Origin of the sequence: Campylobacter lari subsp. lari, assembly GCF_013372185.1 — a bacterium.
GTDB classification, from domain to species: Bacteria; Campylobacterota; Campylobacteria; order Campylobacterales; family Campylobacteraceae; genus Campylobacter_D; species Campylobacter_D lari.
On sequence record NZ_CP053830.1, the window covers coordinates 909,151 to 934,638 of the forward strand.

General features: G+C 28.2%; 26 protein-coding genes. 8 read left to right on the plus strand and 18 right to left on the minus strand.

Annotated features, from left to right (window positions below; translation table 11 throughout):
- The first annotated feature begins 97 nt into the window (after window positions 1-97).
- Both bamD and lon read left to right on the plus strand, forming a co-directional pair.
- Window positions 98-754 carry an outer membrane protein assembly factor BamD gene (bamD, locus tag CLLT_RS04830; protein ID WP_012661667.1) on the plus strand — a complete coding sequence of 219 codons (657 nt, stop codon included), beginning with the start codon at window positions 98-100 and terminating at the stop codon, window positions 752-754.
- The gene (gene lon / locus CLLT_RS04835; RefSeq protein WP_074691842.1) at window positions 754-3,132 is read left to right on the plus strand and encodes an endopeptidase La; all 2,379 of its coding nucleotides are present in this window, start codon (window positions 754-756) and stop codon (window positions 3,130-3,132) included. The genes bamD and lon overlap by 1 nt, the downstream gene beginning before the upstream one ends.
- An 11-nt stretch (window positions 3,133-3,143) precedes the next feature.
- Here lon and CLLT_RS07995 read toward each other — a convergent pair whose 3' ends face one another.
- The 11 genes from CLLT_RS07995 to CLLT_RS04890 form a co-directional block, all read right to left on the minus strand.
- Window positions 3,144-4,526 carry a methyl-accepting chemotaxis protein gene (locus CLLT_RS07995; RefSeq protein ID WP_305954353.1) on the minus strand — a complete coding sequence of 461 codons (1,383 nt, stop codon included), beginning with the start codon at window positions 4,524-4,526 and terminating at the stop codon, window positions 3,144-3,146.
- A gap of 4 nt (window positions 4,527-4,530) precedes the next feature.
- Entirely contained in the window at window positions 4,531-5,022 is a 492-nt protein-coding gene (locus tag CLLT_RS04845) for a PAS domain-containing protein (RefSeq protein ID WP_012661670.1), read from the minus strand.
- An 82-nt stretch (window positions 5,023-5,104) separates the two neighbouring features.
- Window positions 5,105-5,596 carry a PAS domain-containing protein gene (locus CLLT_RS04850; protein WP_012661671.1) on the minus strand — a complete coding sequence of 164 codons (492 nt, stop codon included), beginning with the start codon at window positions 5,594-5,596 and terminating at the stop codon, window positions 5,105-5,107.
- A gap of 43 nt (window positions 5,597-5,639) precedes the next feature.
- Window positions 5,640-6,851 carry a threonine ammonia-lyase gene (ilvA, locus tag CLLT_RS04855; RefSeq protein WP_012661672.1) on the minus strand — a complete coding sequence of 404 codons (1,212 nt, stop codon included), beginning with the start codon at window positions 6,849-6,851 and terminating at the stop codon, window positions 5,640-5,642.
- Between the two features lie 2 nt (window positions 6,852-6,853).
- Window positions 6,854-7,213, minus strand: coding sequence for a CoA-binding protein (locus tag CLLT_RS04860; protein WP_081351997.1), 360 nt, complete (start codon window positions 7,211-7,213; stop codon window positions 6,854-6,856).
- Window positions 7,214-7,280: 67 nt separating this feature from the next.
- Window positions 7,281-8,453, minus strand: coding sequence for an MFS transporter (locus tag CLLT_RS04865; RefSeq protein WP_074691839.1), 1,173 nt, complete (start codon window positions 8,451-8,453; stop codon window positions 7,281-7,283).
- 11 nt (window positions 8,454-8,464) lie between these two features.
- Window positions 8,465-8,887, minus strand: coding sequence for a MarR family winged helix-turn-helix transcriptional regulator (locus CLLT_RS04870; protein ID WP_081351995.1), 423 nt, complete (start codon window positions 8,885-8,887; stop codon window positions 8,465-8,467).
- Window positions 8,888-8,941: 54 nt separating this feature from the next.
- Window positions 8,942-9,982, minus strand: a complete 1,041-nt coding sequence (gene trmA, locus CLLT_RS04875; RefSeq protein WP_074691833.1) for a tRNA (uridine(54)-C5)-methyltransferase TrmA — start codon at window positions 9,980-9,982, stop codon at window positions 8,942-8,944.
- Window positions 9,983-11,695 (minus strand): Na+/H+ antiporter NhaC family protein, encoded by a 1,713-nt coding sequence (locus CLLT_RS04880; RefSeq protein ID WP_074691830.1) that lies wholly within the window; start codon window positions 11,693-11,695, stop codon window positions 9,983-9,985.
- A 16-nt stretch (window positions 11,696-11,711) separates the two neighbouring features.
- On the minus strand, window positions 11,712-12,458 hold the full coding sequence (locus tag CLLT_RS04885) for an SDR family NAD(P)-dependent oxidoreductase (protein ID WP_012661677.1): 747 nt from the start codon (window positions 12,456-12,458) through the stop codon (window positions 11,712-11,714).
- Entirely contained in the window at window positions 12,455-13,702 is a 1,248-nt protein-coding gene (locus tag CLLT_RS04890) for an ankyrin repeat domain-containing protein (RefSeq protein ID WP_012661678.1), read from the minus strand. Before CLLT_RS04890 ends, CLLT_RS04885 begins: the two co-directional genes overlap by 4 nt.
- Window positions 13,703-13,811: 109 nt before the next feature.
- Between CLLT_RS04890 and CLLT_RS04895 the strand changes: the two genes are divergently transcribed.
- Window positions 13,812-14,264: a methylated-DNA--[protein]-cysteine S-methyltransferase gene (locus tag CLLT_RS04895; RefSeq protein ID WP_012661679.1), complete on the plus strand. Its 453-nt coding sequence runs from the start codon at window positions 13,812-13,814 to the stop codon at window positions 14,262-14,264.
- A 1-nt stretch (window position 14,265) separates the two neighbouring features.
- Window positions 14,266-15,144: an EamA family transporter gene (locus CLLT_RS04900; RefSeq protein WP_012661680.1), complete on the plus strand. Its 879-nt coding sequence runs from the start codon at window positions 14,266-14,268 to the stop codon at window positions 15,142-15,144.
- Here CLLT_RS04900 and truA read toward each other — a convergent pair.
- The 7 genes from truA to glmU are packed head-to-tail and all read right to left on the minus strand — an operon-like array spanning window position 15,098 to window position 21,337.
- A complete protein-coding gene (gene truA, locus CLLT_RS04905; protein WP_012661681.1) occupies window positions 15,098-15,832 on the minus strand; it encodes a tRNA pseudouridine(38-40) synthase TruA in 735 nt (244 codons plus the stop codon). The genes CLLT_RS04900 and truA overlap by 47 nt on opposite strands.
- Entirely contained in the window at window positions 15,833-16,858 is a 1,026-nt protein-coding gene (locus CLLT_RS04910; RefSeq protein ID WP_012661682.1) for an LptF/LptG family permease, read from the minus strand.
- Window positions 16,855-17,601 carry a prepilin peptidase gene (locus tag CLLT_RS04915; protein WP_074691827.1) on the minus strand — a complete coding sequence of 249 codons (747 nt, stop codon included), beginning with the start codon at window positions 17,599-17,601 and terminating at the stop codon, window positions 16,855-16,857. The genes CLLT_RS04910 and CLLT_RS04915 overlap by 4 nt, the downstream gene beginning before the upstream one ends.
- Window positions 17,598-18,266, minus strand: a complete 669-nt coding sequence (gene uppS, locus CLLT_RS04920) for a polyprenyl diphosphate synthase (RefSeq protein WP_074691824.1) — start codon at window positions 18,264-18,266, stop codon at window positions 17,598-17,600. The genes CLLT_RS04915 and uppS overlap by 4 nt, the downstream gene beginning before the upstream one ends.
- Window position 18,267: 1 nt before the next feature.
- Window positions 18,268-18,888, minus strand: a complete 621-nt coding sequence (locus CLLT_RS04925; protein WP_074691821.1) for a hypothetical protein — start codon at window positions 18,886-18,888, stop codon at window positions 18,268-18,270.
- Window positions 18,885-20,048 (minus strand): bifunctional phosphopantothenoylcysteine decarboxylase/phosphopantothenate--cysteine ligase CoaBC, encoded by a 1,164-nt coding sequence (gene coaBC / locus CLLT_RS04930; protein WP_074691818.1) that lies wholly within the window; start codon window positions 20,046-20,048, stop codon window positions 18,885-18,887. The genes CLLT_RS04925 and coaBC overlap by 4 nt, the downstream gene beginning before the upstream one ends.
- Entirely contained in the window at window positions 20,045-21,337 is a 1,293-nt protein-coding gene (gene glmU, locus CLLT_RS04935; protein ID WP_074691815.1) for a bifunctional UDP-N-acetylglucosamine diphosphorylase/glucosamine-1-phosphate N-acetyltransferase GlmU, read from the minus strand. The genes coaBC and glmU overlap by 4 nt, the downstream gene beginning before the upstream one ends.
- Before the next feature lie 138 nt (window positions 21,338-21,475).
- Between glmU and fliP the strand changes: the two genes are divergently transcribed.
- Genes fliP through CLLT_RS04955 form a run of 4 tightly spaced genes read left to right on the plus strand, consistent with a single transcriptional unit; the run spans window position 21,476 to window position 25,448 of the window.
- Window positions 21,476-22,210: a flagellar type III secretion system pore protein FliP gene (fliP, locus tag CLLT_RS04940; RefSeq protein WP_370510392.1), complete on the plus strand. Its 735-nt coding sequence runs from the start codon at window positions 21,476-21,478 to the stop codon at window positions 22,208-22,210.
- Window positions 22,211-22,219: 9 nt separating this feature from the next.
- Entirely contained in the window at window positions 22,220-23,131 is a 912-nt protein-coding gene (locus CLLT_RS04945; protein WP_074691809.1) for an AEC family transporter, read from the plus strand.
- Window positions 23,132-23,139: 8 nt separating this feature from the next.
- Window positions 23,140-24,888, plus strand: coding sequence for a chorismate-binding protein (locus CLLT_RS04950; RefSeq protein ID WP_074691806.1), 1,749 nt, complete (start codon window positions 23,140-23,142; stop codon window positions 24,886-24,888).
- On the plus strand, window positions 24,885-25,448 hold the full coding sequence (locus CLLT_RS04955) for an anthranilate synthase component II (RefSeq protein WP_070256739.1): 564 nt from the start codon (window positions 24,885-24,887) through the stop codon (window positions 25,446-25,448). Before CLLT_RS04950 ends, CLLT_RS04955 begins: the two co-directional genes overlap by 4 nt.
- Window positions 25,449-25,488: the final 40 nt, after the last annotated feature.

Below are 25,488 nucleotides of genomic sequence, written 5' to 3' on the forward strand. Positions count from 1 at the left end.
TAAGAGTTTTTGACTATAATTTTAGTTTTAAAAATTAACAATTTCATAAACATAAAAACATTATAATTATAATTATTAAATTTATTAAGGTAACACAATGAAAAAACTTTTTATTTTTTCACTTATTATTGCAGGGCTATTTTTAGGAGCATGCAGCTCAAAAAAAGCCGAAGATTTGTATAATCTAAGCTCTATGGAATGGTATCAACAAATTATAAAAGATTTACAAGAAAAAAATCTTGAAGCAGCTGATAAACATTATACTTCAATGGCAGCTGAACATATAGCTGATCCATTATTAGAACAAACTTTACTTATATTAGCTCAAGCTCACATTAGTGAAGAAGAATATGAAATGGCAAATTTTTATCTTGATGAATACTTAAATAAATTTGGCGATTCACAAAATGTAGCTTATATAAGATATTTAAAAATCAAAGCCAAATTTGACTCTTTTGCTGTTCCAAATCGTAATCAAGCGCTAATGCTAAAAACAATAGAAGAAATCAAAGAATACAATCAAAGCTATCCTAATGTGCAATATAATGATTTAATTGACACCATGCTTACTAAATTTAATCTTGCAGTTTTTTATCTTGATACCAGCATAGCAGAATTATATCAGAAAAAAAATAGAGAGCAAAGCTATGAGATTTATAAGCAAAAAATAGAAAATTCCGATTTTAATAAAATTGATATGATTAAACCAGAACTTCCTTGGTATAGAAAAATATTTGAAGAAGGTATAATGTAATGAAATTAGAAAATACTCAAAACTATCCAACAAAACTTCCTGTTCTTGTGGAAGATGAGCTTTTTTTATACCCTTTTATGATAACACCGATTTTTTTAAATGATATGCAAAATATCAAAGCCTTGGATATCGCTTTACAAAATGAAAGTATGATTTTTGTAGCACCATCTAAGATTGAAGGTGGACGTGGTTTTGATGAAATTTATGATTGTGGGGTTATTGGAACTATTATGAGAAAAGTTCCATTACCTGATGGTAGAATTAAAATTTTATTTCAAGGTTATGCCAAAGCTAAGATAGTTGAAAAAATCTCAGATGACCCCTTACTTGCTCTAGTTGATTTAATCCACCAAGAGCCATTATGTAGTACAAAAAAAGAAGCAATCATTGAAGTAGTAAGAGAAAAAGCTAAAGCTTTATCTACCGTGAGTCATTATTTTCCACCTGATCTTTTACGAACCATAGAAGAAGATGTTGAACCTAGTAGAATTTGTGATTTAATACTAAATTCCATTAAAATCAAAAAACAGCAAGCATATGAATTTTTCATCGAAACTAATTTAGAAACTAAGCTTTTAAATTTAATTGATTATTTAGCTAAAGAAATTGAAGCAAATAAAATTCAAAAAGAAATCAAAAATAAAGTTCATTCTAAAATAGATAAAGTCAATAAAGAATATTTCTTAAAAGAACAACTCAAGCAAATTCAAAGAGAGCTTGGAAGTGATATACAAAAAGAAAGTGAAGTAGAAGAATATAATAAAAAATTAGAAAAGAAAAAAGCTTTTATGTATGAAGAAGCTTATAAAGAAATCAAAAAACAAATTCAAAAATATGAAAGAATTCATCAAGATAATTCAGAAGCCTCTATGGTACAAACATACATAGAAACAGTTTTAGACATACCTTTTGAATACTCTTCAAAGAAAAAACTTAATCTAAAGGATGTATCTTTACAGCTTAACAGTGATCATTATGCATTAAATAAACCAAAAGAGCGCATTGAAGAATATTTTGCTGTAAAAGAATTACTAGAAAAACGTAAAATCAAAGATAAAGATGGCGCAAAAGTAATTTTATGTCTTGTTGGCCCTCCTGGCGTGGGAAAAACTTCTTTGGCAAATTCTATTGCAAAGTCTTTAAAACGAGAACTTGTTCGCATAGCTCTTGGAGGACTTGAAGATGTTAATGAATTAAGAGGCCATAGAAGAACCTATATAGGAGCTATGCCAGGACGTATCGTACAAGGCTTAATAGAAGCAAAACAAAGCAATCCTGTGGTAGTACTTGATGAGATTGATAAACTAAGTCGCAATCATAGAGGAGATCCAAGTGCAGTTTTACTTGAAATCTTAGATCCTGAACAAAATACTAAATTTAGAGATTATTACCTAAATTTCAATATTGATTTAAGTAAAATTATTTTCATAGCTACTGCAAATGATGCAAGTTTAATCCCACCTGCGCTAAAAGATAGAATGGAATTTATAGAGCTTAGCTCTTACACTCCTCAAGAAAAATTCCAAATAGCTAAAAACTATCTCATACCTGATGAAATAAAAAAACATGGACTCAAAGAAAAAGAAATTAACTTTGATGATGAAGCTATAGAATTAATAGTCAATGAATATACCAGAGAATCGGGTGTAAGAAATTTAAGAAGAAAGATTGCTGAAATTTGTAGAAAATGTGTTAAAAAACTTCTTTTAGAAGAAAATATTAAAAATATTAAAATTAATGCTAAAAATTTAAAAGATTTTTTAAATAAAAAAGTCTTTGAAATAGAAAAACATGAAAAAGAAAACAAAATCGGTCAAGTAAATGGACTTGCATGGACTGCAGTAGGTGGAGATGTATTAAAAATTGAAGCTATCAAAATCAAAGGTAAAGGTGAATTAGCTCTTACAGGAAGTTTGGGTGATGTGATGAAAGAATCAGCAAAAATTGCCCAAAGTCTTATTAAAAATTTAATTGATGAAGAGCAAATCAAAACACCAAAAAATCTTTTTTATAAAAAAGATGAAAGTATTTACAATCAATACAATCTTCATATTCATGTTCCAGATGGTGCAACACCAAAAGATGGACCAAGTGCAGGCATAACAATCACCACAGCTATCGCCTCTATTTTTAGTGGCAAAAAAGTAAGGTCTGATGTTGCAATGACAGGAGAGATTGACCTAATGGGTAATGTTTTACCAATAGGTGGCTTAAAAGAAAAATTAATTGCTGCTTACAAAGCCGATATTAAAACAGCCATTATCCCACATAAAAATTACGAAAGAGACTTAAAAGATATCCCAGAGGAAGTAGTAAAAAATTTGAAAATAATTGGGGTAAAAAATTTACAAGAAGTTTTAAAAATAGCTCTTGCTTAAAAACTAGAAGCTTATGAAGCTTCTAGTTTGTCCATAATTAATTTGCTATCTTTTTCCAACTCTCTTATATCACTAATAATTGTATCATAATCTTCTTTTGAAATATTTTCTTTTTTAGCTATTTCTATAGCTTTATTTGCAGAATGTTGAATTTTTTCACTCTTAGAATCCATTTCATTTTGAGAGATTAAAGGAGAGAAAATACTTTTTGCATCTTCATCTTTGCATAAACTAGAGATTGGTTCAAGATTTTGTAGCTTTTGCTGAGAGCCATTAAGAGTTAGATAAACATCTGATTTATATAAAATATGATCTATTTTCATAGCCGATAAAGTCAAATCAGAAGCAAAATTAATAAATTCTCTTCCCAAATGAGAGCTTTTATCCTCTAATTCTCTAAATGCTTCACTAAAATCAGCAATTTTACTATTAGAAGAATTTGCAATATCGAATACTTTTTCACTATTTTCTTGTATTGAACCAATTTCTTGATTCATTACTTGAATTGCCAAGGTAATCTCACCAGTTGCTTTTTGTGTTTTTTCAGCAAGTTGTCTTACTTCATCAGCAACCACAGCAAAACCTCTCCCATGTTCACCAGCACGAGCAGCTTCAATAGCCGCATTTAGCGCAAGAAGATTGGTTTGATCTGCTATATCTCTTATAACTTCTACAATTGCATTAATACTTTGAGCATTTGATGCAAAAGTATTAACAGCATTTTTACTCTCATCAGCTACTTGCATCATAGAAGAAACTGAATCTTGTAAATTACCCACTTCTAAGCCATTCCTTTGAGCAGTATCTGAGATAATCTTGATATCATCAAAAACCTCTCTCATTAACTTAATAATTCCATTTAAAGCAGAAGATAAATCATTTAAATTTTTGTTTTGACTATTTAAACTTAAATCCATCAATTCTCTTGATAAGGCATTTTTAAAAACAGATTTTCCTGTTTTTTCTATATCATCTAAAGCTTTATTAATAAATTTAATATTTTGAACAAAAATTCCTTTTAAACCTTCAGGAATAGCTCTTCTAAAATACTCTCCCTTTTGAGAACAAGCAATAGAAGTGTTAATTTCCCTCAAATAAGCTTCTAAGCCGTCAATGGTATTATTAAGATTATCTGCAATTTCTTTAAGTTTTTTGTTACTGCACTTAATATATACAATCCTTGAATCAAAATTACCATTTTTTAATTCTCTGCTAAGATCTAAGATTTTATCACTAAATTGATCTTCTTTTTTTAACACAGCAAAAGCAAAAGCAAATAACAAAAGCAAAGCCAAAGAAAATCCAAAAGAAATAAAATCCATAAAATATATAGAATTTACACAAGATAAAATACCCAGACCTATACCAACTAATAAAATATTTTTCATCAACATTCCTTTATTTTTGAATTTGCATTATTAATTCATTGTAGCTCATTCCATAGGATTTTACCACAGCATTCAACTCTTCAAGTCCTGCTTTTATACCACCTTGCTTTTCTTTTTTTATAAGAACTTTATAAATTTCCTCTATTGTTTTAACAGCTTCTGCTTTTGGTTTTCTTCTTACTGAGTAATAATTTAAAATATTTCCATTGGCATCACAAGAAGCAGTTATATTTGCAAAAACCCAATAATAATCATTAAATTTTGTTTTATTTTTTACAAAAGCAAAGACTTCTTTTTTTTGCTGGATATTATCCCATAGATATTTAAAAACAGTTCTTGGCATATCAGCATGACGCATGATGCTATGAGGTTTGTATAAAATCTCATCGATTTTATAATCAGAATAATTTAAAAAATCTTCGTTGGCGTAAATAATCTCACCTCTTAAGTTTGTCTTTGATGTGATCAAAACATCCGAAGTTAGAACTTTTTCTGAAGACATAGATATTAACTCCTTTTAAAAAATTTAAATAAATAAGAGTAATTGTATCTTATTTATAAAAAAATTTCAATTTTTTTTAAAATTATTTTTGAAGTTCTAAAATTAGCTGGTTATAACTCATGCCATAGGAATTAACTATTTTCACCAACTCATTTACTCCGGCTTTTATACCCCCAGTTTTTTCAGTTTCCAATAAAATCTTATAAACTTGTTCTATAACCGGTATGGCTTCTCTTTTAGGCTTTCTTCTTACTGAATAATAATTTATAATATTTCCTTGTTCATCAAATGAGGCTGTAACATTAGTAAAAACCCAATAATAATCATTTTGTTTAGTCTTATTTTTTACAAAGGCAAAAATTTCCTTTCCATCTTGTATGTAATCCCACAAACATTTAAAAACTGTTCTTGGCATATCAGGATGACGCACAATACTGTGAGGTTTATATAAAATCTCGTTCATTTTATATCCTGCATATTTTAAGAAATCATCATTTGCATAAATAATATCCCCTTTTAAATCTGTTTTAGAGGTTATTAGTGTATCTGGTTCTAAAATTTTTTCCTGTGACATTTGCTTCCTTACTATTTATTTACAAAATATTATATCTCATTTATCATAAAATTTCATTAAAATTAAAACCTTTATCATAAAGTATTTTTCTAACTAGTTCTTGGTGTTCCTTTCCTTTGGTTTCTAAAGTGATTGAAATCATTGCATCGCCGTATTCGAGTTTAGTTGAAAATCTATCATAATCAATTTTAACTATATTAGCCTGCGCTTCTTTGATCGCATCACTCAAAGCACTCAAAGCCCCTGGTTTATCAATCAAAGTAACATTAATAAGCATTTTTCTAAAAGCTTTAAACAAGCCTTTTTCTATAATGATATTTAACATTTGCACATCGATATTTCCACCACTTAAAATCACGCCAATTTTTTTATGATTTTTTAAATCTATTTTTTTATGCAAAAGCGCAGCTACTGCTGATGCGCCTGCTCCCTCAACTGTGATTTTATGTTTTTCAAGTAAATACAATACCGCATTAGCTATTTCCTCATCATCAACTTGAATAAAATCATCAACACATTCAAGAATAATATCAAAATTAATTTTATTCACATCACGCACTGCTATACCATCAGCTATAGTTCTAACAGCTTTTGAGTTAATCATTTTTTTACTTTTAAAACTCTCATACATCGCAGGAGCTCCTTTAGCACTCACTCCAATGACTTTTATAGCAGGATTAATTTGCTTAGCAGCACTTGCCACTCCACTAATCAAACCTCCTCCACCAACTGGAGCTAAAATCATATCTAAATCACTTATTTCATCAAGCATTTCAAGCATTAAAGTACCCTGCCCTGCTATAATACTTTCATTTTCAAAAGGATGAATGAAATTTAAATGATGTTCTTTGGCATAATTTAGTGCATAAGCATAAGCCTCATCAAAATTATCTCCTTTTAAAATCACTTTTGCACCTAAATTTTTAGTCGCACTTACTTTTAACAAAGGCGTGGCTTCAGGCATAACAATCACAGCTTCTATGCCAAATTTTTTAGCACTAATTGCTACTCCTTGTGCGTGATTTCCTGCACTTGCAGCTATTACGCCTGCTTGTTTTTGTTCTTTAGTTAAATTAGCTATTGTATTATAAGCTCCTCTGATTTTATAAGCACCTGTTTTTTGCAAATTTTCACATTTTAAAAAAACATCAGTTTCTAAAAACTCACTCAAAAAAGAAGAGTGTACAAAAGGGGTTTTTAATACAAAATCTGCGATTTTCTGTTTTGCTTGATAAATTTTATTTAATTCAACCATGATTATCCTTTTTGTAGTTCTATTTTAATGCAACGATCTTGAACGCAATTTATACCATATTTTTTACATTTTTGCATTATTTCTTCATTGATAATGCCAAGTTGCATCCAAAAATTTTTAATCTTTTTGCTCAAAAGATCCTCAAAAATTTCATTTGCAAAACTTGCTTTTCTAAACATTACAACCGTATCAACTTCAAAAGGAATTTCCCTTAAATTTCTATAAACTTTCTCGTTTAAAATAAAATCTTCTTTAGGATAGATGGGATAAATTTTATAACCTAAATCTTGTAAATATTTACTTACAAAATGAGAAGGTTTATCTTGATTAGGACTAAGTCCTATAATGGCTATATTTTTCATAGTACTTAGTATTTTATAGCTATCACACAATGCTTTTCCTTTTTAAAGCATTGTATCTAAAATCAAATTAATAAGAAGTTTTTTTTACAACCAATAAACAATACAAAATCAAAGCCATTGCAACTAATAAAGCACAAAAGGCATAAACATTAGCAAAATCTATACTTGGCTCTATAATTCCTAGCAAATAAGGACTTACTCCTATACCAAAATCTAAGGCTATAAAAAAGGTAGAATTAGCCAAGCCCATTTTTTCTTTAGGTGCAAGTTTTATAGCTAAAGCTTGAGCACTTGAAGTAGCATTAGCATAACCTAACGCACAAAAAACTCCAGCTAAAATAATCATATAAAAATTTAATGCAAAAGCAAGTAAAAGCAAACATACTATAAAACTCAAAAAGGAAAAAATCATCACAATATTAGCACCATATTTATCAAACACTTTACCAGCAAGTGGTCTAAAAATCATAGAAAATCCAGCATATATCACAAAAAACATAGACCCAGCGAAAGCTAAATTTAAACTTTGGGTATAAGCACTCATATAAGCTATAATAGCGCCAAAAGGACATGCAAGTAAAAAGGTTACCAAGGCTAAATTTAAAACTGATTTTTCAAAGTAATTATAAATACTAAATTTTCTTTTTGTATGATGATGTTTTTTAAATCTTCTTACTTTTAAAAAAATAGATAAGATTAATGCAAAAACAATACTCAAGCATGCTATTAAAAAACTAAGCCAAAATTGATTGATGGAGTCAAGTTTTATGGCCAAAAAAGGACCTAAAGCTGAAGTTAAAACAACGCTTGTGGCATAATATCCTATACCAACTCCTCTTTTATTGCTAGGTATTATTCTAGCAATAGCTGCCCCACAAGCACAAGAACAAATTCCATAGCAAATCCCTGCTAAAAAGCGTATCAAAATCAAAAAATATACATTATAAAATTTCAAATACATTAAATTAATAAAAAGATAAAACAAAAGCGAAAACACTATAACCTTTTTTATATTAACATCATCGATTATAGAACCAAAATAAAGTCTAGATAGCAAAGCGCCTATAACAAAAGCTCCCATGATAAGACCTGCGGTGCTAGTTTGAAGGTTTAAAACACCTAAAACATAATCTGTACTAGAAATAGTACTCATATAAAAAACAAGACAAATAGCAAAATTTATCCCAAAAATACAGAAAAAATTCACATTAAATAAATTATATTTTTTACTTAATCCCATAAAAAAACCTTTTAAATTTTCTCGTTGATATAATCAAGTAATTTTAAAAGTTTTTCTTGATCTTTTACATCTAAGATATCTAAAATATTTCTTTCATATTTTCTTATATAAGCATTTGCATCTAAAAAAATTTCTTTACCTTTAGCGCTTAAAGTAATGATTTTTTCTCTTTTATCATCTGCTTTTAAAAACTCTATATATTCAAGTTTTGCTAATTTAGAAACAACCCTAGAAAGTATAGCTTTATCCATCTGATAAAACTCACATATTGGAGCTAAAGTACTACAACCATGCTGATTTAAATATACAAAAACCCTCCAATCACTTGATTTTAATCCAAAGGGTTTTAAAATTTCATTGACTTTATAGAGTATTTTTCTGTTTGTATAGGTAATTTTTTGAAATAAAATAAGAAATCCTTTATAAAAATTAATTGATTAAATCAACTATTTTTATAATAGCAAAGCTTGTATAAATTCTAACTTATACTAAGCTTTTAATCTTAAATACACCCCACATTCAAGATGGGGAGTATTGGCAAATTGATCAAAAAATGCCAAATTTAAAATTTCATGGCTTTGAGATAAAATTTCAAGATTTTCTCTCAAAGTGATAGGATTGCAAGAAATATAAATAATATTTTCATATTTTTTAATAAGCTCAATCACGCTTACATCAAGCCCTGCTCTTGGCGGATCTACCAAAACATGAGATATGTTAAAACCATCTAAATCTATACCTTTTAAGCGATTAAATTCTCTTTCTTTTTTTAAAGCTTGACTTAGCTCTTCACTAGAAAGTCTTGTAAAGCTTATATTTTTTATGGAATTTAAATCACAATTTTTCAAAGCAAATTCAATGTTTTTTTTAGAAATTTCAGTCGCTAAAATTTTATTAAAATACTTTGCTAGCGCTATAGTAAAATTTCCATAACCACAATAAAGCTCTAATAAATCTTTTCTTTCTTCTTTTTCTAATAAATCAATCACCCATTCAATCATTTTTTCATTTATGGTTGTATTGGGTTGTATAAAACAATCATTATTAAACTCATAAAAAATTTCTTTGTTTTTAATATTTAAAATTTGCTTTAAATTTTCTCCATTAAATACAAGTTTTTTACCCCTACTTCTTGCAATGAGTTTAAGATTTAATTTTGTGGATAATTCTTGTAAATCTTGCGTGATTAATTCTATATTTTTATGATAAAGTAAAGTTATGCTTAAATCTATTTTTGTAGCTAAAAATTCTACTCCAAAAAGTTTATGTTTTAAATTTTCATTTAAATTGTCTAATAAAATAGGCATATATTCTTGAATTTTTTCATCTGCTATTTCAAAATTTTTTATAGGAATTTTTTTCTTATTTTCATACATTGCATAAGAAATTTCTCCATTTTCATGATGATATACGCAAAATTCTGCCCTTGTTCTATAAGCTTTTAAAGGCGATTTAAAGCACTGAATTTCTTTATCATATAAAGAAGAAAACAATGCTTTATTTAAAGCAATCTTTTCTTCAAAATGCATTTAAGCATCTACCTTTTTGCCAACTATAAAAAGTAAAGCTATCATAGCTATAATACCAAAAACAAGTCCAAGCCAAACATTAAGCCCTAAAGCAACTGGTAAATAGCCACAAAGTATGCTAATAGCACAAACACTCAAAGCATAAGGCATTTGAGTGCTAACATGAGCCAAAAGATCACATTTACTTCCCATAGATGAAAGAATAGTTGTATCAGAAATTGGCGAGCAATGATCCCCAAAAATAGCCCCTGTTAAAACTCCTGAAATATTAATAATCATGTATTGATGAAGTTCAATGCCATTTAAGTCATTATGCACGCCAACTGCCATAGCCAAAGGTATAGCTAAGGGCATTAAAATTCCCATAGTTCCATAACTAGTTCCTGTTGAAAAAGAAATGATTGATGCAAAAATAAAAATTGCAGTTGGCAATAAATAAATAGGAGTTTTATCTGAAAATAAATCAATTAAGTATTTTGAAGTTCCTAAATCTTTTATCACAGAAGCTAAAGACCATGCACAAAGTAAAATAATCACAGTCATAATCATAGTTCTCCAACCATGAGTCCAAGTAGCAATAGCTTCTTTGAGGGTGAAAATTTTTCTATACATACCCAAAATAATCGCAACTATAGTTGCTAATAATGCTGCTTGAAATAATACTATAGAAGCATCAGCTGCGCCAAATGTTTCTCTAAAAGCAAATAAACTAAATGGAGCTGCGTCAATTTGCATTTTAATATTTGCATCTTCTAGGGCATTATAACCACTAAAATAAAAGCCTATAAAAGAAAATATAATCAGAACAGCTAAAGGTATAATAGCATTTGATGCTTGTAATTTTATATGCTCTTTTGGCTCTAAAACCTTATCTTCAACATTATCAATTTGTTCATGTCCATGAGAAAATTTACCGGCTCTTGCACGAAGTTCAGCTTTTAGCATAGGGCCAAATTCTCTTCCTGTATATATAGTCAAAAGAACAAAAATCAACATAAAAAGATTATAAAATCTATAAGGTAAGGTTTGCACAAAAATTTCAAAAGCATTAATTTCTTCTTTTATTATACCCAAATGTGCAAAAGTAGCATCATCAATCAAATCATAACCACTGCGAATTAAAGAAATTTCAAGTCCAATCCAAGTAGAAATAATAGCAAGACCTGTAATTGGTGCTGCGGTTGCATCCATGATAAAAGCAAGTTTTTCACGACTTACTTTAAATTTATCAGTCACAGGGCGCATGATAGGCCCTACGATTAATGAATTAGCATAATCATCAAAGAAAATAAAAATTCCCATACACCAAGTGGCAAATTGAGAGCTTTTTGCTTGTTTTGCTTTGGTTGAGAGCCAAAGAGCTACAGCTTTTGTCCCTCCTGTTTTGGTAATTAATGCTACAACTCCACCTATAGTTAAAACTTGCAATAAAATTCCAGCATTTCCAGAGCTTGCCATAGAATTTACCACTTTAGAAATAAATCCTGTAAAAGAAGCTATGATAGCATGATAAATATTATTTTCAATAAGTCCCAACATAAAAGTACCACTTAATGCACCAATAAACAATGAAAGCACTACATCTTTAGTAATAAAAGCTAAAACAATAGCTATCACCGGTGGTAAAAGTGTCCATACACCAAAAAATTCCGCATTTGCTTGCGCATCAGCAAGTAAAAGCAAAGGAGTTAATAATAAATAAAAAATTTTCATATTTTCCCTTAAATTTTTATATTTTTTCGCTAAAAGTTCCTGCCCATGTTTGAGTCACAGGCATAAGTTCAATTTCGTTAATATTAATATGCTCAGGCAAGCTAATAACAAACGAAATAATTTTTGCTATATCTTCAGCTTTAATATATTTAGTATTTTCATAAACCTCATCAGCTTTTTTAATATCACCTTTAAATCTCACTTCACTAAATTCAGTCTTACAAAGCCCTGGAGCAATATTTGTTACTTTTATATTACTTCCGCGCAAATCCGTTCTTAAAGCTTTAGAAAATTGTGCCACAAAAGCCTTAGTCCCACAATAAACATTACCTCCATAATAAGGTACATTTGCCGCAATTGAACCAAGATTAATCACATGAGCATTTTTTGCCTTTCTAAGTAAAGGTAAAGTAGCTCTTGCTATATATAAAAAGCCTTTGATATTAGTATCTACCATGGCTTCAATATCTTCAATATCCAAAGAATCAAATTCATTTAAACCCAAAGCAAGGCCTGCATTATTAACAACTAAAGAAATATTTTGTAAATCTTGAGGTAAATTTTCAATTGCTGTAAAAACTGCTTGTTTATCCCTAACATCAAGCACAATAGGGTAAATTTTATCCCCGTAAAGCTCTTTTAAATTTTGTAATCTTTCTTTGCGTCTTGCTATGGCTATAACTTTATAATCAAGCTCAATTAAAGCTTTTAAAGTTTCTAAACCAAAGCCTGAACTCACCCCTGTTATTAAAGCAATTTTCATGGTTGCGCCTCTTCATACAACATCAAATTTTCATTTTCTTTTAAACCAAGTTTTTTTAAAAATTTAATATTTTCTTCTTTTTTCGCAATAATAGCAAAATCAAGAGCATTAAATCCTAAATCATCTATTTCTTTATAATTAGCTTTATAATCTATAAGTAACTTAAGCATTTTCACATCAGCATAATTTGCCCCATGCATAAAGATATTTTTAGAAGTATGCTCAAGCGCACATAAGGTGATAAAATATGGCGTATTGCTTCCCATGCTGGCAATAGAAAGTTTTTCATTATCATTAATGTATTTTTGATTTACATTTGCACCATTTTCAAGTAAAAGCTTGGCAACTTTATAGTTATTATATTCAACAGCATAAAACAAAGGTGTTTTCCCAAAAGAATTTTTATAATCAACCACCGCTTCATTTTCAAGTAAAAGCTTAACATTTTCTACATTATCTAGTGCAAAAAATAAAGCAGACTCATAACCTTCATTTATTTTTACACCTAATTTAATAAATTCTCTTATAATCTCGCTTTCTCTATTATTTAACAAGGCTGATTTAAAGCCATTGTTTAATTCTAAATTACTAATTTTTTTAGTATAAATATACTCTTTAATCTGCTCTAAAGAATTATTTTTATTAGCTACAAATTTTTCAAAATCTGAAATATCTTTAAAGATTTTAGTCTCGCCAACTGCCCAGTTTAAAAATTCATTCAAAGCATTACTAGCAAAATAAATTGCACTTGCTTTATCTAAATTAAATTCCTTTTGAAAATATTTTGTTAAAGGATTAATCGCATTATTATACTCTTTCCAAAATTCCTTAAAAAGTTTAAAATTTCCAATGCTTTGATAAGCCCAAAATCTAAAATATGCTTTTAATTTTGCAAATTTTTCTTCAAGTATTATAGGATCTTGTAAAGTCTTTTGATAGCCTTGTGGATCAAGTGCAATTTCTAATAATTTAAAATCAAATTTTCTCAAATCACTAAAATACTCTCCACCCATACAAGCACTATTACTTCCTCTAATTTCATTAGCAAGTTCATATAATCTTTTTGTGATTTGATGGTTTTTTAAAGAAAAAACGCAATTTAAATCCACTTGAGTAAAATCTTGTGTATTTTTTGGCTCAAATTCTTTGAAAAAATCAACCTTATTTTCCTTAACATACTCACAACTATAATCCAAAGCTAAAGCATTTAAACTTATAATCAAACCAAATAATAAAATCTTCAAATATTTTCCTTGAATATAAATTAAATTACTATTTTAACTAAATTTTTGCTTTAATAACAATTAATTAATTTAAAATTCATACAATGCTTGCTTTTAAATAAGGAAAAATATGTATCAAAATTTTTATAAAGCTAGTTTTGCTTATATTCTTTTACAAAGTGATAAAAATAAGCTTGTTAATGTTGATTTTACTATATATAAGCCTGATTTTACCAAAGATAAACACCCTATTTTAGAACAAGCTTTAGAAGAACTAGATCTTTATTTTAACAAAAAGCTTTTTACTTTTAACACTCCCCTAACTCTTCAGGGAAGCGAATTTGAACAAAAGGTATATAAAGCTTTGGTAAAAATTCCTTATGGACAAACTAAAACTTATCAAGAAATTGCTTCTTTTATCAATCATCCAAAAGCTTTTAGAGCAGTAGGCAATGCAAATTCTAAAAATAAACTTGCAGTTTTTATACCTTGCCATAGAGTGGTAGCTAAAAATCACTTAGGTGGATATAATGGTGGTTTATTTATCAAAGAAGCTTTACTTAAATTAGAAGGCGTGCTCTAAAATGCCTAGCTTATTATTAGCAAGTTTTATTTGGGCTTTTTCTTTTCCATTAATTGGGCATTTTATTACCTTGGAAATGGATAGTTTTTTTGCGGCATTTGCAAAAGTTTTTTTGTCTTTATTGATATTTTTACCTCTTTTAAATTTTAAGCTAAATTTGCATTTAAAACTAAAACTCATAAGCATTGGAGCTTTACAGCTTGGCGTGATGAATTTATTTTACTATCATTCTTTTTTATATTTAAGTGTAAGCGAAGTAGCGCTTTTTACGATTTTTACGCCTTTTTATGTTGTGCTTTTTTATGGACTTTTTTCAAAAAATCTTAGATATTTATATTTCATAAGTATTTTTATATGTATTATGGGTGCTTTTGTAGTTAAATTGGATAATATTAACTCTAATTTTTTATATGGCTTTTTACTTATTCAAGGGGCTAATTTAGTATTTGGAGCTGGACAAAGTTTTTATAAAATTTTATTAGAAAAAAATACAAACTTAAGCCAAAAAGAAGCTTTTGCTTATTTTTATTTAGGTGCAACCAGCATAACTTTACCTGCTTTTTTATTTTTTGGAGATTACAATAATTTACCATCCAATTTAAGCTCTTGGATAGCTTTGATTTATCTTGGGACTATTGCTTCAGGACTTGGATATTTTTTATGGAATAAAGGTTCCACTGAAGTAGATAGCGGAGTTTTAGCCTTGATGAATAATGCCATTATACCTATAAGTATTTTTATCAATATGAGTATTTTTGGAATAGATGTGGAGCTGCTACCTTTTTGCATGGGGACTTTAATCATTCTTTTTTCGTTTTTTATACATAAAAAAATCATGCATTATTATGATAAGAAATCTTGCTCAAATACAAACCACTAGCTGGAGCTAATAACCTTATATGGGCTTTTTTTGCATCAATTTGCTCTTTTAAATTTTCTTGACTTATCTTTTTTTCTAATACTTTTAAAATACTTGCTATCATCATACGAATTTGAGATCTTAAAAAACCATTTGCCTCAAAGTAAAATATAGTGCAGTTTTTATAAGTATAAACTTTACTTTTGTAAATTATTCTTGTTGTGGTTTTATTATCAGAGCCTTCTTTTTGAAAAAGTTTAAAATCATGCTCACCTTCAAACAAACTTGCTATCTTTTTTGCTAGTTGAATATTTATTTTTGGATAAAAATGAACATAAGAAGCTAAAAAAGGATTATATCTTTCATGACTTATGATATATCGATATGCTCTTTTTTTTACATCAAAACGCACTTGAAAATTTTCATGCACTTTTTGTATATGTTTGATATGGATAAAAGGATGTGCGAAATGATTTATCTTATTTTTTAAATACAACAAATCTTTAAAATGCTCCCCTACTTTCACGCAAGCAACACCATTATTTGCATGTACTCCTTTATCAGTTCTTGAAGCAAATAAGGTTTTATTATAAATTCCTAAATGCGACAAGGCTTGCTCTAGGGCATCTTGCACGCTAAGTTTGTGTGGCTGGGTAGCTGAGCCTTGAAATTTAGATCCATCATAAGAAAATGTTAATTTTAATAGCATTTAATATTTGCTTAGTATTTTTTTCTTAAAATAAAATGCAGATATACTTAAAAATAAAATAAAAATTACCCCAACAGCAAGTAAAGGCGGCTTATAAAAACTTACCAATAAAGTAAAATAAGCAAAAATTACAGCAAAAATTCCAAAATACGCAAAACCCTTTTCATAACGATAAGTTACTATACCAAAAGAAAGCGCAAATAAAACACTCGCAAGCGGGAATAAAGCAATAAGCGTGTAAATAACAAATTCTTTTGCTTTTTCTTTGCTTGTATTTAAATCGCTCCAATAATCATAAAAATGTTTTGTGTTTAAATCTTTAGAATAAAGCTTACTTTTAATCAGCAAATTTTTAAAACTTGAAATATGCCAATTTTCTTCTTTAAACTCATAAGCTTTACCTTGATTTAAAACAAAAGAAACTATTCCATTTTGATTTTCTAATTTACCCTCACTTGCAAGTATAATTTGCTCTTTATCATCTTCATTTTTTTTAGGATGGTACATGATGATATTTTTATAAACATTATTCTCATCTTGTGTATTGATAAATACAAGCCATTCTCCATATCTTTGCCCAAATTCTCCTGTTTTTATATTAATTTTTGTACTAATTTTTTTATAATCAACAAAATTATCAAAAAGTTCAAAAGATATTGGTATAAAAACCAAAACAACAACAAGCATAAAAGCGCTTAATACCCCTGCTATTTTCATAAAAAAAGAGGCAATAAATTTTGGAGAAATACCTAGTGCAAACAAAACCGTGCTTTCATTTTCTCTTGATAATCTATAAAAACTTAAAGTTAAAGCTATAAAAAATGAAATTGGCAAAGTAAAAGCTAATGCTTTTGGCAATAAATAAATATATAATTGAAAAAGTTCTAAAAGCGATATTTCAACATAAGAAGTGATTTTTGCAAGTTGTATAAAAAACACTATGGAAACTATAGTAAATAAAGTAAAAAATAAAGATAACATCGTATTTAAAAATTGATTAAATAAATACTTATAAATTAATTTCATTTTAAACTTTCTAAACATAATTGCACTAAAATTGCCACAAATAAAAAAGGAATCATAGGCATTTGATAATCTTTTTTTGCTATTTTTATAAAGCCAAATAAACACAATAACGATGCGATAAATAAAATAAAAAATGCACCCTCATAGCCAAAAATTCCAAAAATTATGGCTATTATTATAACATCACCTTCCCCTAAACTTTCTAAAATTTCATCTCTTTTTTTAAAATTTTTAACAAAATTTATCATGCTTTTTAGTAAAAATACCACTCCAGCGCCAAAACATGCTTTAAACAAAAAACTATCTTGAATATTTTCTAAAATTAAACCATTTTGCAAAAAATCAAACAAAAAAGCTAAAGCAAATAAAATCCAAAGCCAAAGCTCACTCACAGCTTTTAAAAAATAATCCATCCAAGAAAGCATTAAAAAAATTGCTAACATGCAAGCAAAAATTAAAATTTCAAGAGTATTTTCAAAAAGATAAAATGCAAATGCAAATAAACACCCACAAATTAATTCATTAAAAGGATAAATTAAAGAAATTTTTCCCTTACAAAAACCGCATTTTCCTTTTAAAAAAACATATGATAAAATAGGAATTAAATGATAAAATTTTAAAGTATTATTACATTTTAAACAATAAGATCTTGGGCTTATAATGCTTTTTTTCTGCTTACTTCTAAAAATTACAACATTGATAAAAGATCCTATACAAAGACCAAGTAAAATATAAAATATCATTTACCAAAAGTTCTTTTACGCTTTTTAAAATCAGTAATTATATTTGTGATTTCTTTTTTTGTAAGTGCAGGAAATAAAGTCTGGCTAAAATAAATTTCAGCATAACTTGTTTGCCATATTAAAAAATTTGAAATTCTCTTAGCGCTCCCTACTCTTAAAAATAAATCCACATCTTCGCTTAAATCTAAATTTGCTTGTATATTTTCTTCATTAATTTCAAGACTTTTTTCCAATACCTTTTTAACTGCTCTAACTATCTCATCTTTACCCCCATATGAAATAGCCAAATTTACGCACAATTTTGTGTAATTTTTAGTTTGTTCTTGAAAATTTTGTATTTTTTTTAAGGTTAATTCATCTAAAAGACTTAAATTTCCTATAGCTTTAAAACGCACTTCATTTACTATAAATTTATTTAAAGATTCATCAAGATATTTATTTAATAATTTAAAAAGAAACTCAACTTCCTCTTTTGGCCTTTGCCAATTTTCTGTGCTAAAAGCATAAAGGGTTAGATTTTGAATTTTTTCATCAACACAAACTTCTATAATTTTTTCAACAACCTTAGCTCCTTGGGTATAGCCAATTTTTTCTAAAAGTCCATTTTTCCTAGCCCATCTTCTATTACCATCCATTACAACAGCAAGATGTTTTAACTCATTCATTCTAGCCCTTTATATCCATCAATCTTTTAAATACAAACATAGGGCTAAGAGAATTAACTACTTCAAATTTAAAATATTCACTCAAAAAATGAGCTACTTTAGAAAAAGGTGTTTGTATGCGTATGATTTTACCATTATCAATTATAATTTTTAAAGCACCAAAAATTTCAAAATACAAATACACCTCTAAAATATTTCCATTTTTCTTAGCTTCAAATAAAGCTCTATTTCCCTCATAAACAAAAGGTATATGATAAATTCCTTCAAAAAATGCAAAAAACATTTCCTTATAAATTTCAAACTCATATGTGCTTTTGCTTTCCATAAGTCTTTGGATAATGAATTTTTTATACCAAGCTTTTTCATCACCTTCTTGTAAAAGCTTTTCTATGAGTTCAGTCCCTTCTTCAAAAAGTCTAATTTTAGGCTTTTTCAAAAGATTTTTAAAAGAAATCACGCCTTTATCTTCATAAACTTCAGCTAAATACTCTTCCCCCACTTCAAGCTCTATCATACTTTTTGTTTCAAGCTTTTTAGTGTTTAAAAGCAATACATAGCGATTGTACGCACGCTTTTCTAAAATTTGCATTCTTATTGGCAGGGTTGAATTGATAATATTCACCAAAGCTTCCTTAGTTCTTGTGCTAAAGTAAAACCAAGTTTTTCTTTACTTTGTCTAAAGTTTTGAGAGATATTATCTTTAGTAATAAAACAAAGATTATTTTCATCGCTTCCAAAGCTCATATTTTCATCAAAAATATTTAAACAAACCATATCTAAATTTTTACTAACTAAAGATTTTTTAGCATTTTTTAGAGCATTTTTTTTATCAAATTCTAATTTAAAGCCTATTTTTTTGCCTTTAAAATCTAAATTTTTTAAAATATCTTCATTAAGCTTTAATTTTAAATCAAGTCCATTTAAATGCTCATTTTTCCTAATCTTACCCTTATAAGCCTCAAGAGTAAAATCACTCACAGCAGCAGCCATAATTAAAGCATCAAAATCTTTGTATTTTTGCAATTTTTCTTTTAGTTCTAAAGAAGATTCAAATTTTTCTAATTTATAAGGTGTTTTAAACTCTATTGAGCTAACTAGCACCACCTTAGCACCTAAAAAATATAAAGCATCAGCAACCGCCTTTGCCATTTTTCCACTTGAAAAATTACTAATACATCTTACATCATCAATTTTTTCTTTAGTCCCGCCACCGCTTACAATAAAACTTTTATTTTTAAAAAAATCTTCTTGCATTAGACTTCTTTTTAAAACATTTATAATACTATCAAGCTCAGCCAAAGCTCCTAAGCCCTCATCTTTACAAGCTAGAGTTTTAACCATAGGATCAATGATAATATAACCTTGCTCTTTTAAATTTTTTAAAGAATTTTGAGTGCTAAAATGTAAATACATGTTTGTATTTGCAGCGGGTGCGATTAAAAATGGTTTATTTTTATCTACTGCTATTAAAGTTTGAATGAATAAATTATCCGCTATACCATAGTTTAATTTATTAATAGAATTTATACTAGCAGGCGCAAAAAGCACACAATCGCAAGTCTTGCTAAAAGCTATATGATTATTAGTATTTTGCCAATTTTCATTATCTTCACATAAAACTTCATCTGCTAAAGCTTCAAAGCTAAGCTTAGTGCCAAATTTTAAAACTCCCAAGCTTAGCAAAACTTTAACCCTAAAACCTTCTTTTTTTAATAAAGAAATAAGCTCATAAGCTTTATAAAAGGCTATGCTTCCACTTACTGCTAGTAAGATTGTTTTCATTTTTTACCTAATTTTTTATAGTAAAAATCTTCTATGATTTGCACCTTTGCTCTATTAATATGTAAAGAACCTTTTTCTACATTCTTACACACAGTACTTCCTGCTGCGATGATTACCTCATCTTTTATTTCAACCGGAGCTATAAATTGCGTATCTGAACCAACAAAAACATTTTTACCTATTTTAGTTTTATGTTTTTTAACCCCATCATAATTACAAGTGATAGTACCACAACCTATATTAGTTCCCTCATCTATTTCACAATCTCCTAAATAGCTCAAATGCCCTGCCTTAACTCCATTTAATAAAGCATTTTTGCATTCTACGAAATTTCCTATATGAGTATTTTTAAGCTGACATTTTGGACGCAAATGCGCTAAAGGCCCTACATCGCTATTTTCTACTATACTATCTTCGATTACACTTGAACTTTTGATGATGGAATTTATAATCTTTGATTTTCCTTCTATACGCACATTTTCATACACTTCACACTCACCTACAAATTCAACTTCATCTGAAATAAAAGTCGTAGCAGGCATATGAAAAATCACACCTTGTCTCATCCATTCTTTTTTTATTTCTTCTTGCATAAGATCTTGAGCTAAGCAAAGCTCAATTTTATCATTTACCCCCATAAAATCTTGCTCATTTACAAACACAGCATCGATTTCATAGCCCTTTTCTTTTGCTAAATAAACCGCATCGGTTAAATAATACTCTTTAGCTTTATTATCATTTTTTATCAAAGGTAATACTTCTTTTAAAATTTGTGCTTTTATAGCATAAACACCGCTATTGCAGGTGTTTATAGCAAGTTCTTCTTTGCTTGCATCTTTTGTTTCTACTATTTTTTGAATTTTATTTTCTTTTAAAACTATTCTTCCATAACTTTTTGGATCTTTTGCTTTAAAAACTGCTACATTAAAATCACTCTCATTTAAAGCTATTTTTTCTAAATCACCTGCTTTAATCAAAGGCATATCGCCACATAAAATCAATACTTTTTCATGCTTACTCTCATAACCCCTTAAAGCCCCTGCAGTACCTGGAAAATTTTGTAAATCTTGCTCTAAAAAGCGTGTATTTGGAAAATGTTCTAAAATAACTTGCTCTACTTTTTCTTTTTGATGAGAAAGCACCACGCACACATCATCGCTGATTTTATAAGCTTGTTTTAAAATATGTAAAATCATAGCTTTTGAGCAAATTTTTTGAAGAACTTTTGGATTTTGTGATTTCATACGCGTGCCAAGTCCAGCAGCCAAAATAAGCACAGAAATTTTCATAATTTACCTTTGTTTTAAAAATTATTGCTTATTTTAACAAGCTAAAGTAAAAATTATCAATATTTTATAAAATCATTTTTATTCTTTTAAGAGTAAAATTGCTAAAATAACGCTTTTAATTTTAATCAAGGAAAGATTTTGAGGGTTTTACTAGTTTTATTTTTATCATGCTTAGTTCTTTTTGGTGCTGAAGCGACTATACCAACTGTAAATTTAAGCCTTAGTGCTCCAAATAGCCCTCAACAACTCGTAACAACCCTAAATATAGTCATAGTTTTAACCATACTAGCTCTTGCTCCTACCATTGTTTTTGTAATGACTTCTTTTTTAAGACTTATTGTGGTGTTTTCTTTTTTAAGAACAGCTCTTGGTACTCAAACTATGCCACCAAATACTATCTTGGTTACTTTAGCTTTGATTTTAACTTTTTTCATTATGGAGCCTGTGGCAACCAAATCATACAATGAAGGTATAAAACCCTATATCGCTGAACAAATAGGCTATGAAGAAGCTTTTGCTAAAGGTGTTAAACCCTTTAAAGATTTTATGCTAAAAAACACTAGGGAAAAGGACTTAGCGCTTTTTTATAGAATTAGAAATTTAGAAAATCCAAAAACTATAGATGATGTTCCTTTAACAGTTTTAGTGCCAGCTTTTATGATAAGCGAGCTTAAAACTGCTTTTGAAATAGGCTTTTTACTTTTCTTGCCATTTTTAGTTATAGATATGGTAGTAAGCTCGGTATTAATGGCTATGGGTATGATGATGCTCCCACCTGTTATGATTTCTATGCCTTTTAAACTTTTGATATTTGTGCTTGTAGATGGATGGAATTTACTCATACAAAATTTAGTCAAAAGCTTTTTGACTTAGCAGAATAAAATGTATATTTTTTCTTCCTTGTTTAGTATATTTTGTTTGCTTTTTGGCGGATATTTTGCTAAAAAAATCAAAATTTTAAAACAAAAACAAGCGCGTGCTTTTTTAGATTTTGCTATTATTTTTGCTTTGCCTTGCTTGATTTTTGAGCGTGCTTATCATTTAAATTTTGATTTTTCTTTGATTGTTATTATATTGCTTGGGTTGGGCTGTGCTATTTTTTCAGCATTATGTTGTGTATTTTTAGCTCTTTGTTTTAAATTTAGCAAAAGTACTCTTGTAAGTATTTTTTTACTTGCTAGCTTTGGAAATACTTTATTTGTAGGTATACCTATCATTAGTGGAATTTATCAAGATCCTCATTTTTTGGGCGAGATTATCCTTTATGATGCGCTTGCTACTTCTTTACCTGTAGCTTTACTTGCTCCCTTTATCATCTCTTTAGCTAGTGAGCAAAAGGTAAGCTTTTTACAAAATCTCAAAAAAGTTTTTACTTTTCCACCTTTTGTTGCTTTGATTTTAGGGCTTTGTTTTAAGCTTACTGCACTTCCTGATTTTATCTTTGAACCTTTGCGTATGCTTGGAGCTAGTGCCACACCTGTAGCGCTTTTTGCCATAGGTTTAAATTTAGGCTTTTTAAGCATAAAAACTTCTTATAAAGCAACTATAATAGTTATTTTTGGTAAAATGATACTCACACCTTTAATCTTTTTAGTGCTTTTAAAGCTTTTAAATTTCAAATTAAACCCTAACTCTATCATCGCCTTGCTTGAATCAGCTATGCCTACTATGACAATGGTTGCAGCAATGATTATGAAAGCAAAACTTGATACAAATTTAGCGGTTAGCTCTGTAGCCTTTGGTATAGTTTTTGCCTTTATTTCTTTACCTATTTGGGTATATTTTCTAAGCTAAGGATATCAATGACATTTGCTATATTTGGAAAATATCTTTATGATGATCTTGCTTTTACTCTTAAAGCTTACAACCAAAAAGAAAGTAAGAAATTATTTAAAATTATAGAAAAAAATAAAGACAAATTTTATTTTTTAGGCTATATAAAATATGAATTTTATAAATACTTAGAAGATAAAAATTACAAAAGCAAAGAGCCTTTTTTGTATTTTTTTGCTTTTAAAAAAAGAGAAAAATTTATTCATGAAAATAAAAATTTAGACTTTTATCCAAGCTTTTTATCAAAGTTAAATCAAAAAAAATATTTTGAAAATTTCAACAAAGTCAAAGAGGCTATTTCTAAAGGACAAAGTTATCAGGTTAATCTTACTCAAGAATTACATTTAAAATCAAATCTTAGTTTATATGAGAGTTTTTTAAGCCTTTATCCTAAGCAAAATACTCCTTATAAAGCTTATATTAAAAATGAATTTTTGGAGCTAGCCTCTTTTTCCCCTGAGCTTTTTTTTAAAATCAAAAATAAAAAAATCATCACAAAACCCATGAAAGGCACAATCAAACGCTCAAACAACCCAAAAGAAGATGAAAATCTAAAAAACTTTTTAAAATGCGATGAAAAAACCATTAGCGAAAATGTAATGATAGTTGATTTATTACGCAATGATATTTCAAAACTCATCAAAAAACATTCTTTAAAATGCAAACTTTTTAAGGTTAAAACCTACCCTACCTTGCACCAACTCATTTCAAAAATAAGCGGAAAATTAAAGCAAAAAAATGATTATTTTAAAATTTTTAAAGCTTTATTTCCATGTGGATCCATCACAGGCGCGCCCAAAATAGAAACCATTAAACTCATAGAAATTTTAGAGCAAAGGAAACGTGGAATTTATTGTGGAGCGATAGGTTTAATCCATAAAAACAAAGCAAAATTTAGCGTAGCCATACGCACTTTAGAGAAAAAAAATGATGATGATTTTTTAAGATATGGCGTAGGAAGTGGGCTTGTATGGGACTCGCAAAAGCAAGATGAATTTGAAGAATTGAAATTAAAAAGTAAAATTTTAAAACCTGATTTTCATTTGTTTGAAACGATGTATTATAAAAATCATTCTATCTTATTCTTTAAGGAACATTTACAAAGGATTTTAAACTCAGCTAAATTTTTTGACTTTGATACTCAAAGATTAATACATGATTTTAAAAATATACTAGATAGCAAAGATAAAAAATTCCATTTTAAATCTTTACAAAATTTTAATAATTTTGTTTTCAATCATCATCATTTTTTTACAAAAAGTAATTTTACTCAAAAAGGTTCAAAAGCTATTAAATTAAAACTTTTTAAAAATGGCCTTTATGAGTTTGATTTTAGCAATATACAAGAAAATTCAAGCAAAAAGCTACTCATGAGTAAAGACATTGTAAAAGTAAATCTTTTAACACACCATAAAACTTCTCTGCGTAGTTTATATGAAGCAAATTCTCATCTATGGAAAGAAAATATTTGCTATGATGTAGTTTTTTTTGATGAAAAAGGTTTGCTTTGTGAGGGTTCAAGAACTAATATTATTATAAATTTAAATGATGAGTATTTTACTCCTTATGCTAAAAACTGCCTCAATGGTATTTATAGGCAAGCACTTTTAAAATACAAACTCATTAAGGAAAAAGATATCACTAAAAATGAATTTTTAAATGCTAAAGAAATTTATGCCATTAATTCTTTAAGAGGTTTAAAAAGGGTGTTTTTGTGAAAGTTTTGATTATAGATAATTATGATTCTTTTACTTATACCATAGCATTTTATTTAAAAGAATTAAATATTGCTTATAAAATTATAAAAAACGATAAATTTAAAAACCCCAAAAAGCTTAAAAAATATGATTTTACCCATCTTTTAATCTCCCCAGGACCAAATTCTCCAAAAGAATCAAAACTAAGCTTAAAAGCTATAAAATACTTTAAAAAAGATAAAAAAATACTTGGAATTTGTCTAGGGCACCAATGTATAGCTCATATTTTTGGTGGTAAGATTTCTAAACTTCCCAACCCAACTCATGGCAAGGTAAAAACTATAAAATTTAAACCAAATCCGCTTTTTAAACATCTTGAGCAAAATTTTAAAATTTGTTTATATCACTCTCTTTATGTGAGCCATATAGGTAAAAAATGCAAAATACTAGCTCAAAGTGAAGATAATATCATCATGGCTTTAAAGCATAAAAAATACGACATTTATGGAATTCAATTTCATCCTGAAGCCATACTTAGTCAAAATGGTAAAAAGCTACTTAAAAATTTTCTTGCTTTATAAATACTTTAAGTTATATTTTCTATAATAAAACAAAAAGTTT